Source organism: Kitasatospora sp. NPDC048194, assembly GCF_043202455.1.
Classification (GTDB): Bacteria; Actinomycetota; Actinomycetes; order Streptomycetales; family Streptomycetaceae; genus Kitasatospora.
On record NZ_JBIDAK010000018.1, the window covers coordinates 38,128 to 53,222 of the forward strand.

Below are 15,095 nucleotides of genomic sequence, written 5' to 3' on the forward strand. Positions count from 1 at the left end.
GGGTGGTTCCTCTGTTCAGAAGGTGAAGGGAGGGCGGCGAATCAGCCGTAGGTGGGCAGCTGCCGGAGGGTGACGCCGCCGGCATCGGCCAGCACCAGCGAGCCGTCCGGCACGGACGTCCAGCCCGGCGCGTCGTCGTACGGTTCGGAGGCCACCACCGTGCCGAGCCCCGGCAGGGTGCGGTGGTGCAGGTCGTCGCCCCAGGTGGTCGCGGCGAGCGCGGTGCCGTCGGTGAGCAGCAGGTTGAGCCGGCCGGTGGTGTGCGCGGCGACGTCCGCCACGGTGCCCGCCAGTGCCTCGCCGAGGTCCGCGCCCCGGCGCAGCCGGTGCAGCGTGAGGGCCCACAGCAGGGCGGAGTCGCTGCGCGCTTCCAGCTCCAGCAGCTCGGCCGGCGGGAGCAGGGCGGCGAGCGCGTCCAGTTTGCCCGGCCAGCCGGCCACCGCGCCGTTGTGGCTGAACAGCCAGCGCTCGGCGGCGAACGGCGCGGCCGCGGCCTCACCGGCCGCACAGCCCTCGGTGGCGGAGCGGACGGCCGCCAGCAGCGCCCGGGTGCGGATCACCCGGGCGAGGTCGGCGAAGGTCCGGTCCGCCCAGATCGGCCCGGCCCGGCGGTAGCGCGCGGGCAGCTCGTCGCCGTCCGCGTACCAGCCGAGGCCGAAGCCATCCACGTTGACCGTGCCGTGCTGCTGGATCCGCGGGGCCCAGGACTGCCGGTACAGCGCGTACGGCGGGTGCACCAGCAGCTCCTGCGGCGCCACCGGCTCACCGAGGTAGGCGATGTGCCGGCACATCAGTCGCCCTCCGGGGTGCGGGCGGTGCGGAAACCGGAGAAGATCTGCCGGCGGACCGGGTAGTCCCAGTTGCGGAAGGTCCCCCGGCAGGCGACCGGCGCGACCGCGAAGCACCCGCCGCGCAGGACCTTGTACTCCGGCCCGAAGAAGACCTCCGAGTACTCCGCGTACGGCCAGGCCCGGAACCCCGGGTAGGGGCGGAAGTCGCTGGCCGTCCACTCCCACACGTCGCCCATCAGCTGCCGCACGCCGTAGGGGGACCGGCCCTGCGGGTAGCTGCCCGCCGGAGCCGGGCGCAGGTGGCGCTGGCCGAGGTTGGCGTGCTCGGGGCCGGGCGGCCCGTCTCCCCAGGGGTAGCGGCGGGAGCGGCCGCCGGCCGGGTCGTGCCGGGCGGCCTTCTCCCACTCGGCCTCGGTCGGCAGGCGCCGCCCGGCCCAGCGGGCGTACGCGTCCGCCTCGTACCAACTGACGTGCAGCACCGGCTCGTCCGACGGGACGGGCTCGACGGTGCCGAAGCGGCGGCGCAGCCACTGGCCGTCCTCGCACCGCCAGAACAGCGGGGCGGTCAGGTCGGCCCGGAGCCGGTGCTCCCAGCCCTGCTCGGTCCACCAGCGCGGGTCCTGGTAGCCGCCGTCCTCGATGAAGCGCAGGTAGGCGGCGTTGGTGACCGGCGTGGTGTCCAGGTAGTAGGCCGGCAGGTCGACGGTGTGCGCCGGACGCTCGTTGTCCAGGGCCCACGGCTCGGTGTCCGTGCCCATGGTGAACGGCCCGGCGGGGATGAGGACTTCGGCGGGCAGGGCGGCCGCATCGGCGGGCGCGGGCGGTGGCGGCGGAGCGGCCAGCGCGGGTTCGCCGCGGCGCAGCTGGTGGGTGATCAGCATGGTCTCGTCGTGCTGCTGCTCGTGCTGGGCGATCATCCCGAAGGCGAACCCGGCGTCCAGCAGCGGCGCGCCCTCCAGCGGACTGGCGGCCAGCAGGTCCAGCACCCGGCCGCGCACCTCGTGGGCGTAGGCGCGGGCCTCCGCGGGTGGCAGCAGCGGCAGGGTCGGGCGTTCGGCGCGGGAGTGCTGGAAGGCGTCGTACAGCGGGTCGATCTCCGGGTGCATCGGATCGCGGCCGCCGACGTTGCGCAGCAGCCAGAGCTCCTCCTGGTTGCCGATGTGCGCGAGGTCCCAGACCAGCGGTGACATCAACGGCGAGTGCTGGGCGGTGAGATCGGCGTCCTCGACGCAGTCGGTGAGCGCGGCGGTCCGCGCCCGGGCGGCCAGCAACTCGGTGGCGATGCTCTCGCGCAGCGCCTCGGTGTCCGTTCCCGGGGCGGCGGGCGGTCGGACGTCGGTCATGGTGCCTCCTCCGGCGGAGTGCGTCGGGTGCCGGAGCGCAGGGCGTCCAGCTGGTCGTCGGCCGGGCAGCGACCGCGGGCGGGGTAGCGCTCGGCGAACTCGGCGACGGCGGTGCGCAGCCCCGCCGCGCCGGGCAGGCGGCCCAGCGCGGCATCGGCGGCGGCGAAGCAGGTGAGCGCGGCGCGGCGCAGCTCGGGATCGGCGACGGCCAGGGTGGCGGCGCGGCGCCAGACCTCGCTGCGCGGCGGGCGCCGGTCGGCCGCCCGGTCACGGCGGTCGAGGGCGTCCAGCGGCTCCAGCGCGGCCAGTGCGGTGTCGGCGGCCACCGGGTCCTCCAGCAGCGCGGTGACCAGCGCGGTGACCACCGCCCAGCCGTCCCCGGGCTGGGCGTCGACCATCCGCAGTTCGAGATGGCCGCGCGGGCGCACCGGCGGGAACAGCGTCGTGCAGTGGTACTCCAGATCGGCCAGCGTGGGCGGGCGTTCACCCGCGCCGCGGATCCAGTCCCGGAAGGTCAGACCGGCCGGGGCCGTCCACGGCATGCCCTCCGGCCTTCGCACGCAGAGGACTTCGGCGTCCAGCACGTACCGGGCCCAGGCCTCGCGCGGATCGCCGTGGTCCGGCTCGGGCGCGAGGGTGCGGCTCGGGTCCATCCGGGACCAGACGGTCTGCCGGGTGGACCGGTGGCCGGTCGGCCTGCCGTCCAGCAGGGGGGAGTTGGCGAACGCGGCGACCAGCACCGGGCCCAGCAGGTGGAGGAGCCGCCAGCGCCGCTCGGCCGCCTGCGGGCCGTCCGCGTCGCCGGCGTCCAGGCACACCTGCACCGACGCGGTACCGGTCATCATGACCCGGCCCCACGGGCCCGCCGAGTCGAAGAACCGCTCCATGGCGAGGTAGCGGGGGTGGTCCAGCACCATCCGGCGCGGGCGGTCCAGCGGGTCCGTCCCGGTGCCGGTGAGACGCAGGCCCTGTGCCGCGAAGGCGGCCCGCAGGGCGGCGAGATCGCGCCGGGTGCCGTCGACGCAGGCGGTGAGGCCGGTGGCGGGCGGGGAGCTGAGCTCGACCTGTCCGCCGGGTTCGAGGGTGAGTCGCGAACCGGAGGGGAGCGAGGTGCCGTCCGGGCCGCCGAGGGGCAGCGACTCCAGTGCGGTGCGGATCAGTTCGGGTCGTACGGGTTGACTCGGACATCGGTCGTCGTGGACGAACCACTCGACCTCCACGCCGACCAGGCGCGGTGGTCCGATCTTGAAACAGACGCCCGACACGTGGCTGTGCGCCCCCGATTCGGTCAGCGGGGCCACCCCGGTCGGGAGCGGTGGTGCGCTCCGCCGGTCGGGCGGAGTGGTACGCGATGTCGGTATCACCGGACTTACCATCCTCGGGGTCACGATTGCGGCCCGGTCTACTGTGCCCAGTCTGCTACGGAGCATGCGGGGCCGCTCCGCGAATATCGCGTGAATGTTCGTTTCCGCAGGTCGGTGGCCTGGCGATCGGGTGAGCACGAGGGTCGCGGGCGGGTCGTGGCCGGGGCGCGGGGGGCGCTCCCGCCGAGGGCACATGCCCGGGTCACAGGCGGTCCAGCCGGGACAGGACGGTGTCCAGCACCGGCCCCGGCAGGGCGTAGTTCAGCCGCAGCGCGCCCGTGCCGCCGGGGCCGAAGTCCGCGCCGGCGGAGGCCTCCAGCCCGCAGCGCTCCAGCAGCGCCGCGCGGGCCGTCGCGGGCGGCAGGCCGAGGGCGGCGGAGTCCAGCCAGAGCAGGTAGGAGGCCTGCGGAGTCGAGCGGACGGCCGGGCCGAGGCGCTCGGTGAGCCGGGTGCGGGCGGCGGCGAGGTGGGCGAGCAGGGCGTCCAGCCACGGGCCGCCCTCGCGCAGCGCGGCGTGCTGGACGGTCTGCTCCAGCAGCCCGCCCTCCCAGAGGCCGTAGCCGGCCAGGGTGTCGGTGAACCGGGCGCGCAGGGCCGGATCGGGGACGAGGGCGAAACCGCTCGGAATGCCGGAGCAGTTGAAGGTCTTGCCGACGGAGTTCAGGGTGACGACCCGGTGGCGGAGGGCGGGTCCGACGGTGGTGACGGCGACGGGGTGGGTGTGCCCGGGGTGGGTGAGGTCGCCGTGCACCTCGTCGGAGACCAGCAGGGCTTCGGCCTCGGCGGCCCGCTCGGCCAGGGCGCGCAGCTCGGCGGCGGGCCAGACCCGGCCGGACGGGTTGTGCGGATTGCTCAGCAGGACGGCCGCGGTGGGCCGGGGCAGCGGGGCGTCGGGGAGGCGGTAGCCGTCCGGGCCGACGGGCAGCGGCAGCTCGCGGTGGTCGATCCCCGCCGCGCGGCAGAGCTGGGCGAAGCCGCCCCACTCCGGAGTGGGGGAGAGCACGGGGGCCTGCGGGCGGAGGGTGTCCAGCAGCAGGCGGAGGGCGGTGCGGGGGCTGCAGGGCAGCAGCAGCACCCAGTCGGGGTCCACCGCGGCCTCGTGCCGGGCGCGGTACCAGTCCGCCACCAGCGCCCGGCCGGCCGGGTCGCAGACCGTGTAGCCGTACGCGCGGTGGCGGGCGCGCCGTTCCAGCGCCTCGGCGACGGCGGGCGGCCCGGGCAGGTCCATGTCGGCCAGGCCCATCGGGATCACCCCGGGCGCCGCGGCCCGGGCCCACTTGCTGCTGCCGGTGCCGGTGCGGTCGAAGGGGGCGTCGAAGGCGAAGGCGGCGGACGGGCTCCGGAGCCCGTCCGCCCGTCGCCCGGTACCGTCGTCCGTCACCGGTTCACCGTCCCCGCGCCGGGCGCCCGCTCCCGGGCCGGTGCCGTCCCCGTCCCGGGCGCCGCTCCGGGCACCGGCGCCCGCAGTCCGCCGGGGACGGCCAGGTGCGCCGCGAGGCCCCGCCGCCCCCGTCGCATCATCACCGCGTGGTTGGCCCGGAACAGCGGGTGCAGCGGCAGGGCGAGGCGGCGCAGCAGGGGCTTGCGGGGGCGGGCCTCCTCCTCGAACAGCACCCGGCACCCCGCACCGCCCGGCCCGTCCAGCCCGCCCTGCCCGTCCGAACCGTCCGGCCCGAGCGGCCCGAGCGGCGTTACCGTGAACCGCGACCAGCCCTCGAGGTCGCCCCGCATCGCCGCCTCCAGCACCCCGGTGCCCGGGTCCCGCCGGGTCGCCTCCAGCCGGATCACCAGCCGGTACGGCAGCAGCGCGCGCACCACCACGTCGCCGGAGTCCTCGTCGGCCCGCCGGACCTCACGGATCTCCGGCCACCACAGCGGGTAGCCCGGTACGTCCGCCAGCGCCGCGTACACCGCCGGCGCCGGTACGGGGAGGCGCCACACGCCCCGGAAACGGTAGTGGTTGGGGTCCACACGCCCACCCTAGCCCCGCCCGGCCCGGCCCCGCGGCCCTTCCTGCGGACCCGGCCCCGCGGCGCTTCTGCCGACCCGGCCGCCGAGCCCGTGGGAAGGGCGCACTCCGCTTGCACCCGTTCGGGGTGCGGGGGAGGATCTTCGGTGCTTGTAGTCTCATCAGTCACGGCAGCATCCCCGGACGCTGCACCCCCGGAACCGGAGTGAAGGAGTCACAGGCATGCGGCGACCGAGCTGGGTACCGGAGGGTACGGACCTGGACAAACCGAACGCCGCACGGGTCTACGACTACTACCTGGGGGGCTCGCACAACTTCGAGGTCGACCGGGAGATGGCCCGCAAGGCGATCGCCATGTGGCCCGAGCTGCCCCAGATCATGCGCTCCAACCGGGCCTTCCTGCGCCGCGCGGTGACCTTCCTCGCCGAGCAGGGCGTCACCCGCTTCCTGGACATCGGCTCCGGCATCCCCACCTTCGGCGCGGTGCATGAGATCGCCCGCGCGATCCGGCCCGAGGCCCGGGTCGTCTACGTGGACCGCGACCCGGTCGCCGTCGCGCACAGCCGCCTGCTGATGCAGGACGACCCGGCCAGCGCCGTCGTCCGGGCCGACCTGCGCGACGTCGAGGACCTGCTGGGCCACCCCGAGGTCACCGAACTGCTCTCCGCCGGCGAGCCGGTCGCCGTGCTGCTGGTGGCCGTCGCCCACTTCGTCACCGACGACGAGGATCCGTGGAAGCTGATCCGGGTGATCCGCGACGCGCTTCCCGCCGGCAGCGCGCTGGTCCTCTCCCACGCCTCCCTGGAGGCCCGCCCGGACCAGGCCGAGGACCACCAGAAGCTGTACCGGATGACGCCGACCCCGCTGACCATGCGCACCCGCGAGCAGGTCACCGCGATGTTCGACGGCTTCGAGCTGGTCGAGCCGGGCGTCGTGCCGCTGCCGCAGTGGCGCCCGGACCAGCCGCACACCGTCGGCGAGCATCCCGAGCGGATCGCCGGGATGGCGGGCGTGGGGTTCCGCTCTTGAGCGGTCGCGACGGGCGCTCGAGCGGTCGCGACGGGCGGCCGACCGGCGCGAGATCCCACCTCGGCGGAGCGGGCGCCGGTGCGTCGGCCCGTACGCCGGGGCCGGCCCGTACCTCCGGGGCGGGCCGATGCGGCACCCGAGCGGCCAGATGCGGCACCGGGGCGGCCGGATGAGCGGCAGCACCCGGCCCGGCGGCAGCGCCGAGCGGTTCCACGAGGACTGGTCGCGCCTGCTCTCCGCCGACCACGGCATCGCCGTGCACCCCGGCCTGCTCGGCCGGGTGGTCGCGCGCACCGCCGCACTGCTCCACCGCGCCCAGCAGGACGACCCGTTCGAGCCCCGGCTGGCCGCCCGGGCCGCCGCCGAACTGGTCGACGCCCACTTCACCGACCCGCTCCTGCTGGCCCGGGCAGTCGAACTGCTCCACGTCCAGCCGGTCCCCGACGACCGCGGCCCCGCCCTCACCGGCGCCTTCGCGGCCGGTTGGGCCAACGCCCTGCGCGAGCGCACCCTGCGCGAGCAGGAGGCCATCCGCACCGCCGCCGACGTCGCCCGCAAGGAGGCGGAGCGCGCCCTGCGCGCCTCCGAGGCCCGGTTCCGCGCCCTGTTCGAGAGCGCCGCGATCGGCATCGGCATCGGCGACACCGACGGCAGGATCCTGGCCGTCAACAAGGCCCTCCAGGAGCTGTTCGGCGCCGGCCCGGCCGACATGGTCGGCGTGCGGGTCGGGGACCTCGTCCACCCCGAGGACACCCCGGGCGTCTGGGAGGCCTACGAGGAGCTGATCAGCGGCAAGCGGGAGTACTTCCAGTTCGACAAGCCGTACTACCGCCAGGACGGCGAGGTGGTCTGGACCCACCTGACGGTCTCGTTGATCCGCGACGACGACGGCGTGCCGCAGTACCAGGTCGCGATGCTGGAGGACATCACCGACCGCTACCGGCTCCAGGAGCGGCTGCGCCACCAGGCCACCCACGACCCGCTGACCGGCCTGCCCAACCGTGCCGCCTTCTTCGAGCGGCTGGAGAAGCTCTTTGAGGACCCGGAACCGGGCGCCAGGTTCGGCCTCTGCTACGTCGACCTCGACGGCTTCAAGGTCGTCAACGACAGCCTCGGTCACGACATGGGCGACCAGCTGCTGGCGGCGGTCGCCACCCGGCTGAAGGCCGCCCTCACCCCGCTCGGCCACCTGGTGGCCCGGCTCGGCGGCGACGAGTTCGTCGTCCTGCTGGAGAACTGCCGCGGCGAGCAGGAGGCGGTCGCCGCCGCCAAGACCGTGCTCAAGGCGCTGGCCGGACCGGTGCTGATCGGCGACCACAAGCTCGCCGTCGGCGCCAGCGTCGGCGTGCTGGAGCGGCGGGTGTCCACCACCACCCCCGGCGCCGCCGTCCGGGCCGCCGACCTCACGCTCTACCGGGCCAAGGAGGCCGGCCGCGGCCGCTGGACGCTGTTCGACCCCAAGGAGAACGCCCGCGCGGTCAGCCGCTACGCGGTGTCGGTCCGGATGCCGGCCGCCCTGGACCGCGGCGAGTTCTTCATCGACTACCAGCCGCTGTACAAGCTCGCCGACGGCCGGATGGCCGCCGTCGAGGCGCTGGTGCGCTGGCGCCACCCGCAACTGGGCGTGCTCGGCCCCGACGAGTTCGTCACCACCGCCGAGGAGACCGGGCTGATCATGCCGCTCGGCCGCTGGGTGCTCGAGCAGGCCTGCGGCCAGGCCGCCGACTGGATCAAGCGGTACGGCGACGCCGCGCCCCAGCTGAACGTCAACCTGGCGGTGCGGCAGGCGCGCAGCGCCGCGCTGGTCACCGACCTCGGCCGGATCCTCGACAGCACCGGGCTCGACCCGTCCCGGCTGCAACTGGAGATCACCGAGTCGACGGTGGTCGGCCCCGAGGACGAGGCGCTGCGCACCCTGCACGGGCTGGTCGACCTGGGCGTCTCGCTGGCCGTGGACGACTTCGGGACCGGCTGGTCCAACCTCGCGTACCTCCGCGACCTCCCGGTGTCCGGCTTGAAGATCGCCGGGTCCTTCGTCGGTGACCTGCACGACCCGGCCAAGGACGGCGCCACGGGGTGGCGGATCGTCAGCGGCCTGGTGTCGATGGCCCACACGCTCGGCCTGACCGTCACCGCCGAGGGCGTGGAGACCCGCAAGGACGCCGAGCGGCTGCGCGCGATGGGCTGCGACTGGGCGCAGGGGTGGCACTTCGGCCGCCCGGTGCGGCCGGCCGAGATCGCCCGCCGGATCGTCGAGGAGCCCGCGGGGCGCCCGGTCGAGGGGTGACCGGGGCGGCTGACGGCCGGGCAGGTGACGGCCGGGCAGGTGACGGGTGGGGGTGCCGGCGCCGTCGGCCTCCCGCGGTCAGCCCACCAGCTGGGAGAGCTCGATCGAGTGCCCCGTCCGCTCCACCTTCGCCGTCAGGTACCGGACGTTGCTCGCCGACAGGTGGACGCCGGTCGGCACCCGCCGTCGGACGGTGATGCCCAGGCGGGCGAGCTGGGCGGCCTTGTCCGGGTTGTTGCTGAGCAGGTCGATGCCGATGGCGCCGAGGGTGCCGAGCATCTGGGCCGCCGCGGTGTAGTCCCTGCCGTCCTCGGGGAGGCCCAGCGCGGTGTTGGCGTCGTAGGTGTCCATGCCGGAGTCCTGGAGGGCGTACGCGTCGAGCTTGTTGTACAGCCCGATGCCCCGGCCCTCCTGGCGCAGGTAGAGCAGGTAGCCGCCGGCCTCGCTGATCCGCTCCACCGACTCGCGCAGCTGCGGGCCGCAGTCGCAGCGGTCCGAGCCGAAGACGTCGCCGGTCAGGCACTCGGAGTGCAGCCGCACCAGCGGCGTCCCGCCCTCGGGCACCGTGCCGAGGGCGAGCGCCAGGTGCTCCGCGCCGTCGGTGAGGCCGTGGAAGGTGAAGACCTCCGCCTCGGCGCGGTAGCCGTCGGGGAAGGTCAGCGGGATGCGCACCTGCGAGCGCACCGTGGCGGAGCCGGGCTGAGGCATGGACGGGCCTCCGTCGATCGGGTGGTGGAACGGGTCGGATCGCTCCGGATCCCGGTGGAACCGGGGGGATCCGGTTGGATCGGAAGTCGACCGTACTCGGTTGTTCCAATTTGAACAACTGAAGACCGCCGAGGCCCGACCCGGCCACGGAGGCGCACAACACCTCGCCCGCCCCGCCTGTTCCCGTGCGGCAGTCCAGCATGTGGAAGGGATGGACCCGAGCTGTGGACACTGCGAGACTTCCTCCCGTTCCCTGGGCACGGGAGCACCTCGCGCACGACCACCGACCACGACGGAAGGTCCTGATCGAATGCCCACCAGCCGTGCCACCGCCGACTCCCGCCCGACCTCCCTCCCCGCCTCCCAGCCCCGGTTCGACGCCGAACAGCGCGCCGTCGAGGCCCTCTACGCGGACGTGGTCCGCCGCAACAAGGGGGAGGGCGAGTTCCACCAGGCCGTCCACGAGGTGCTGGAGACCCTGGCCCCGGTGCTCGCCCACCGCCCCGAACTCCTCGACGCGCGGATCATCGAGCGGATCTGCGAACCCGAGCGGCAGCTGATGTTCCGGGTGCCGTGGACGGACGACTCCGGCGACATCCACGTCAACCGCGGCTTCCGGGTGGAGTTCAGCAGCGCCCTCGGCCCGTACAAGGGCGGCCTGCGCTTCCATCCCTCGGTCAACCTCGGCATCGTCAAGTTCCTCGGCTTCGAGCAGATCTTCAAGAACGCGCTCACCGGCCTCGCGATCGGCGGCGGCAAGGGCGGCTCCGACTTCGACCCCAAGGGCCGGTCGGACGCCGAGGTCATGCGCTTCTGCCAGTCCTTCATGACGGAGCTGTACCGCCACCTCGGCGAGCACACCGACGTCCCGGCCGGTGACATCGGCGTCGGCGGCCGCGAGATCGGCTACCTGTTCGGCCAGTACAAGCGGATCACCAACCGCTACGAGGCCGGTGTGCTCACCGGCAAGGGCCTCGGCTGGGGCGGCGCGCAGGTCCGGACGGAGGCCACCGGCTACGGCTGCGTGCTGTTCACCGCCGAGATGCTGCGCAGCCGGGGCGAGAGCCTGGAAGGACGCCGGGTGGTCGTCTCCGGCTCCGGCAACGTGGCCCTCTACGCGATCGAGAAGGCGCAGCAGCTCGGCGCGACGGTGCTGACCTGCTCCGACTCCTCCGGGTACGTGGTGGACGAGAAGGGCATCGACCTCGACCTGCTCAAGGAGGTCAAGGAGGTCCGGCGGGGCCGGGTCTCCGACTACGCCGAACTGCGCGGCAGCCACGTGCGGTTCGTCGAGGGCCCCGGTGTGTGGAGCGTGCCCTGTGAGGTCGCGCTGCCGTGCGCGACCCAGAACGAGCTGACCGAGGCGGACGCGCTCGCCCTGGTGCGCAACGGCGTCCTGGCGGTCGCCGAGGGGGCCAACATGCCGACCACCCCCGAGGCGGTGCGGGTGTTCCAGGAGTCCCGGGTGGCCTTCGGGCCGGGCAAGGCGGCGAACGCGGGCGGCGTCGCGACCAGCGCGCTGGAGATGCAGCAGAACGCCGCGCGCGACTCCTGGAGCTTCGAGCACACCGAGGAGCGACTGGCCGGGATCATGAAGCACATCCACGACTCCTGCTTCACCACCGCCGAGCGTTACGGGCACCCCGGCGACTACGTGGTGGGCGCGAACATCGCGGGCTTCGAGCTGGTGGCCGACGCGATGCTGGCCCAGGGCGTGGTCTGACCCCTCCGCCCGTCCTCCCGCCCCGCCCCCGCCCCTGTTCCCGCACCCGTTCCCCCGTCACCCGGCGACCGGCACCCGACCGCAGCGGGCACCGATCGTCGGGTGCGGCATAGTGGGGCCTTCCTACGGTGGGTGATCAGTGAGGAAGGACGGGGGCGGAGTGCTGGAGCACCTCAACCGGGCGATGGAACGGATCGACCGGAACCTGGACCGCGAGATCGACGTGGCCGAACTGGCGCGGATCGCGATGACGTCGGAGTACCACTTCCGGCGGCTGTTCTCGCTGCTCGCCGGGATGCCGCTGTCGGAGTACGTCCGGCGCCGGCGGCTGACCGTCGCCGGCGCCGAGGTGCTCGACGGCGAGCGGACGCTGCTCGACATCGCGGTCCGGTACGGCTACACCTCGGGCGAGGCGTTCGCCCGGGCGTTCCGGGCCATGCACGGGGTCGGGCCGGGCGAGGCCCGGCGGGACGGTGCGGTGCTCACCTCCCAGCCCCGGATGTCCTTCCGGCTCATCGTGGAGGGAAGCAGCAGCATGGAGTACCGCATCGTCGAGAAGCCGGAGTTCCGGGTCGTCGGCCGGAAGGCCCGGGTGCCCCTGATCTACCTGGGGGTCAACCCGCACATCGCCGAGTTCGTCAAGGGGCTCGGAGCGGACACCGTCGCGCGCATCGCCGCGCTGTCCGGGGAGGATCCGGCCGGCATCGTCGCGGTGACCGACGACTTCTCGCCCAACCGCGAGGAGGGGTCCGAACTCGACTACTGGCACGCGGTGGTGGCGCGCGAGGACGCGGACGTCCCGGAGGACCTGGAGGTCCTGCACGTCCCGGCCGGGACGTGGGCGGTGTTCACGAACAAGGGCACGTTCCCGCAGGCGCTGCAGCAGATGTGGGGGGACGTGGCGAGCCAGTGGTTCCCGTCCAACCCGTACGAGGCCCGGCCCGGCCCGGAGATCCTGCGGGCCCGCGCCATCGAGGGGACGGGCGATGGCGAGGCGGAGCTCTGGATCCCGGTGGCGAGGGCTTCGCGGGGCTGACGGCCGAGGGCGCGGGCCGGTGGTCGGCGGTCGTCGGCGACCGCCCCCGCACCACCCCCCCCTTCGGCCCCGTTCGGCCCCGTTCGGCCCACCAGCGGCCGCCCGCACCCCGCCGGGCCGGGCATGCTGGGGCGGGGGAGCAGGGAGAGCCGCAGGCCATGAAGCAGACCTCCGTCACCACCAACGGCCCGTGCTGGGTCGAGCTGGGCACCTCCGACCCGGCCGCCGCCACGGCCTTCTACGGCGAACTGTTCGGCTGGCGCCCCGACCCCGGCGCCCGCGCCGAGGCCGGCGGCCACACCCGGATGCTGCTGGGAGACGCCTCGGCAGCCGCCATCACCCCGCGCTACGCACCGCAGCAGCCGACGGCCTGGACGGTCTGCTTCGCGGTCGCCGACGCCGACGCCACCGCGGCGAGGGTCGAGGACGCCGGCGGATCCCTCCGGAAGGAGCCCACCGACGTGCCCGACCGCGGCCGGTTCGCGGTGGCGGCCGACCCGTCCGGAGCGGTCTTCATCCTCTGGCAGGCCCGTGCCTTCTCGGGCGCCGACGTGTTCAACGAGCCCGGCTCGCTCGGCTGGGTGGAACTGCTCACCCGCGACCCGTCCGGCGCGACCGCCTTCTATCCGGCGGTCTTCGGCTGGTCCGTCGCCCCGTCCGAGCACTACACCCAGTGGGGCGTGGACGGCCGGGACTTCGGCGGGATGCTGGCGATGGGCGAGGGCTTCCCGCCCGAGGCGCGGCCGCACTGGCTGCCGTACTTCTCGGTCGGCGACGTCGACAACACGGTCGAGCGCGCGGTCGCCCTCGGCGCGGCGGTGCTGATGCCCGCCTACTCGATGCCCGGCGGCCGACGGATCGCCGTCCTGCGCGACGCCCAGGGCGCGGCCTTCGGCGTCTACGCCTCCGGCCCGTCCGCCCTGGACGGCCCGTCCGGCCCGTCCGCCGCGGACCCGCCGGACGCCTGAGCGGACCCGCCGGGCCCGCCGGGCGCCGCGCAGGCCCCGGACACGCGGTCCACCTCGGACGCCCCGGATGCCCCGGACGCCCCGGAGGCCTGAGCGGGCGCGCCCGCGCCGACCGGCCGGGCCGGCCGCCGTGAGGCCGCCGCGCGCCACCCGCCCAGCGCCGCCCCCGCCGCGCGCCACCCGCCCAGCGCCGCCCCCGCCGCGACCAGCAGAGCGCCCAGCGGCACCACGTCACCGACCCGGTCGTACCAGGTCAGCGTCCCGGGCGCGGTGAGCGGCACCCGGACGGTCAGCGCCCCGGTGCCGTCGGTACCGAGCCGGGCCAGCTCCCGCCCCTGGGCGTCGAAGGCGGCCGAGACGCCGGTCAGCGAGGCCTGCACGGCGGGACGCCCCGTCTCCGCGGCGCGGATCGCCGCCAGCGCGACGTGCTGCTCCGGGGCCCAGGTGCGCTGGAAGGTCGAGGTCGAGGACTGGTAGACCAGCACCCGGGCGCCGTCCCGCGCCGCCGTCCGGGCCATGTCCGGGAACGCCGACTCGAAGCAGATCAGGGCGCCGACCGGCAGCGGCCCGCCCGCCCGGTCGGTGGCCGGCAGCAGGTGGAAGGCCGTGCCGGGAGCCCGGTTCTCGCCCGCCGCCCGGCTGACCCCGGCGATCCAGCCCAGCACCGGGCGCAGCGGGATGTACTCGCCGAAGGGCACCAGCCGGATCTTGCGGTAGCGGTCCACCACCCCCGTCGGGGAGACCAGCACCGCGTCCTTGGAGATCCGGCCGTCGGCCTTGCGGGCGTCCTCGCCGGCGACGACCTCGGCGCCGGTGGTCGCCGCGAGCCGGCGCAGGGCGTCCCGCGCGACGGGGTCGCGGTCCAGGTCGGCGGTGGTGCTGCTCTCGCCCCACACCACCAGGTCCACCGGCTGCCCGACCAGGTCGGCGGTGGCCCGCGCGCTCGCGTCGAACCGGGCCTGCGGGTCCTCCACGATGCCCGGCTGGACGAGCGCCACCGTCACCGACCCGGTGCGGACCGGCGCCTGGCGCAGCGCGAACAGCAGCGGACCGGCGGCCAGCACCAGGACGGCGGTCAGCGCGGCGACCGCCCGCGGCTGCCGGTGCACGGCGGTCAGCAGGATCAGCACCGCGGTGTTCACCGCCGCCACCGCGGCGCTCACCAGCCAGATCCCGCCCGCCGAGGCCAGCCCCAGGATCGCCGGGTGCTGCCACTGGGTGGCGCCGAGCAGCGCCCACGGGCCGCCGAGCGCGTGCCAGGACCGGGCGTACTCGGTGGTCACCCACACCGCGGGGACGACCAGCAGCGCCAGCAGCGCCCGACGGGTGGTCAGCGGCGGGTGGAGCAGCCGGTGGGCGGCGTACCCCACGGCGCCCTGCAGCCCCCCGAACAGCACCGCGAGCACCGGGAGCCCGGGCCCGATGGACGGCACCAGCCAGTACATCGCGGTGAGGATGAACCCGGCCCCGAACCACCAGCCGCGCACCGCCGCCTCCCGCCCCGAGGGCGCCCGCTGCATGAGCAGCAGCCCGGGGACCAGCGCGACCCAGGCGAGCCAGGCCTGCCCCGGCGCCGGGAACGCCAGCACCGGAACCGCCCCGGCCGCCAGCGCCCCGTAGCGCCCCCGGTACCGGTGCGGCACGCGCGGCCCCCGTCTCCTGGCGGACGGCACGGCGGCCCGGGCGGCGTCCGCCCCGGCGTCCGCCCCGGTGTCCGGGACGGCGTCCGGGGCGGCGGTCGTGCTCGGGATGCGGCTGGCGGGAGCGATGCGGCGCGACATGCCCCGTATTGTCCGCTCGGGCGCCGTGCGCCACCAGCGTTCCCGTCCTCCGAACGGGTGAAGGGAACGCCACGTTTCGAACTCGGCGCGGCCCGC

Annotated in this window: 12 protein-coding genes; 5 read left to right on the plus strand and 7 right to left on the minus strand. The window is 75.2% G+C overall.

The genetic code is table 11. From position 1 onward, the window contains the following. Positions 1 to 41: 41 nt before the first annotated feature. From egtC to ACGF07_RS21875, 5 genes are all read right to left on the minus strand, one after another. A complete protein-coding gene (egtC, locus tag ACGF07_RS21855; RefSeq protein ID WP_350748616.1) occupies positions 42 to 791 on the minus strand; it encodes an ergothioneine biosynthesis protein EgtC in 750 nt (249 codons plus the stop codon). Beyond that, a complete protein-coding gene (gene egtB, locus ACGF07_RS21860; protein ID WP_392901288.1) occupies positions 791 to 2,134 on the minus strand; it encodes an ergothioneine biosynthesis protein EgtB in 1,344 nt (447 codons plus the stop codon). Before egtB ends, egtC begins: the two co-directional genes overlap by 1 nt. Continuing rightward, positions 2,131 to 3,510, minus strand: a complete 1,380-nt coding sequence (gene egtA / locus ACGF07_RS21865) for an ergothioneine biosynthesis glutamate--cysteine ligase EgtA (protein ID WP_392901290.1) — start codon at positions 3,508 to 3,510, stop codon at positions 2,131 to 2,133. The genes egtB and egtA overlap by 4 nt, the downstream gene beginning before the upstream one ends. 190 nt (positions 3,511 to 3,700) lie before the next feature. Further along, the gene (locus tag ACGF07_RS21870; protein WP_392901292.1) at positions 3,701 to 4,879 is read right to left on the minus strand and encodes an aminotransferase class I/II-fold pyridoxal phosphate-dependent enzyme; all 1,179 of its coding nucleotides are present in this window, start codon (positions 4,877 to 4,879) and stop codon (positions 3,701 to 3,703) included. Beyond that, on the minus strand, positions 4,876 to 5,469 hold the full coding sequence (locus ACGF07_RS21875; protein WP_392901294.1) for an SRPBCC family protein: 594 nt from the start codon (positions 5,467 to 5,469) through the stop codon (positions 4,876 to 4,878). Before ACGF07_RS21875 ends, ACGF07_RS21870 begins: the two co-directional genes overlap by 4 nt. A 220-nt stretch (positions 5,470 to 5,689) precedes the next feature. Here ACGF07_RS21875 and ACGF07_RS21880 point away from each other — a divergent pair, with 220 nt between their 5' ends. Together ACGF07_RS21880 and ACGF07_RS21885 are read left to right on the plus strand one after the other, a co-directional pair. Beyond that, the gene (locus ACGF07_RS21880) at positions 5,690 to 6,496 is read left to right on the plus strand and encodes an SAM-dependent methyltransferase (protein ID WP_350748535.1); all 807 of its coding nucleotides are present in this window, start codon (positions 5,690 to 5,692) and stop codon (positions 6,494 to 6,496) included. Between the two features lie 169 nt (positions 6,497 to 6,665). Beyond that, entirely contained in the window at positions 6,666 to 8,783 is a 2,118-nt protein-coding gene (locus ACGF07_RS21885) for a putative bifunctional diguanylate cyclase/phosphodiesterase (RefSeq protein ID WP_392901296.1), read from the plus strand. A gap of 78 nt (positions 8,784 to 8,861) precedes the next feature. Here ACGF07_RS21885 and ribA read toward each other — a convergent pair whose 3' ends face one another. Continuing rightward, positions 8,862 to 9,491, minus strand: a complete 630-nt coding sequence (gene ribA / locus ACGF07_RS21890) for a GTP cyclohydrolase II (protein WP_392901298.1) — start codon at positions 9,489 to 9,491, stop codon at positions 8,862 to 8,864. Between the two features lie 310 nt (positions 9,492 to 9,801). Here ribA and gdhA point away from each other — a divergent pair, with 310 nt between their 5' ends. The 3 genes from gdhA (at position 9,802) to ACGF07_RS21905 (ending at position 13,218) form a co-directional block, all read left to right on the plus strand. Further along, positions 9,802 to 11,214: an NADP-specific glutamate dehydrogenase gene (gene gdhA, locus ACGF07_RS21895; RefSeq protein WP_392901300.1), complete on the plus strand. Its 1,413-nt coding sequence runs from the start codon at positions 9,802 to 9,804 to the stop codon at positions 11,212 to 11,214. Between the two features lie 160 nt (positions 11,215 to 11,374). Next, complete coding sequence (locus ACGF07_RS21900; protein WP_392901302.1) at positions 11,375 to 12,250, plus strand: effector binding domain-containing protein; 876 nt, start codon at positions 11,375 to 11,377, stop codon at positions 12,248 to 12,250. A 158-nt stretch (positions 12,251 to 12,408) separates the two neighbouring features. Further along, positions 12,409 to 13,218, plus strand: coding sequence for a VOC family protein (locus ACGF07_RS21905; protein WP_350747438.1), 810 nt, complete (start codon positions 12,409 to 12,411; stop codon positions 13,216 to 13,218). Here ACGF07_RS21905 and lnt read toward each other — a convergent pair. Then, positions 13,149 to 14,999, minus strand: a complete 1,851-nt coding sequence (lnt, locus tag ACGF07_RS21910) for an apolipoprotein N-acyltransferase (protein ID WP_392901304.1) — start codon at positions 14,997 to 14,999, stop codon at positions 13,149 to 13,151. The genes ACGF07_RS21905 and lnt overlap by 70 nt on opposite strands. Positions 15,000 to 15,095 lie beyond the last annotated feature (96 nt).

Excerpts from the sequence above, each read along its gene's own strand:
- egtC (WP_350748616.1), bottom strand. The coding sequence starts at position 791 with ATGTGCCGGCACATCGCCTACCTCGGTGAGCCGGTGGCGCCGCAGGAG.
- egtB (WP_392901288.1), bottom strand. The coding sequence starts at position 2,134 with ATGACCGACGTCCGACCGCCCGCCGCCCCGGGAACGGACACCGAGGCG.
- egtA (WP_392901290.1), bottom strand. The coding sequence starts at position 3,510 with ATGGTAAGTCCGGTGATACCGACATCGCGTACCACTCCGCCCGACCGG.
- ACGF07_RS21880 (WP_350748535.1), top strand. The coding sequence starts at position 5,690 with ATGCGGCGACCGAGCTGGGTACCGGAGGGTACGGACCTGGACAAACCG.
- ACGF07_RS21885 (WP_392901296.1), top strand. The coding sequence starts at position 6,666 with ATGAGCGGCAGCACCCGGCCCGGCGGCAGCGCCGAGCGGTTCCACGAG.
- ribA (WP_392901298.1), bottom strand. The coding sequence starts at position 9,491 with ATGCCTCAGCCCGGCTCCGCCACGGTGCGCTCGCAGGTGCGCATCCCG.
- gdhA (WP_392901300.1), top strand. The coding sequence starts at position 9,802 with ATGCCCACCAGCCGTGCCACCGCCGACTCCCGCCCGACCTCCCTCCCC.
- ACGF07_RS21905 (WP_350747438.1), top strand. The coding sequence starts at position 12,409 with ATGAAGCAGACCTCCGTCACCACCAACGGCCCGTGCTGGGTCGAGCTG.
- lnt (WP_392901304.1), bottom strand. The coding sequence starts at position 14,999 with ATGTCGCGCCGCATCGCTCCCGCCAGCCGCATCCCGAGCACGACCGCC.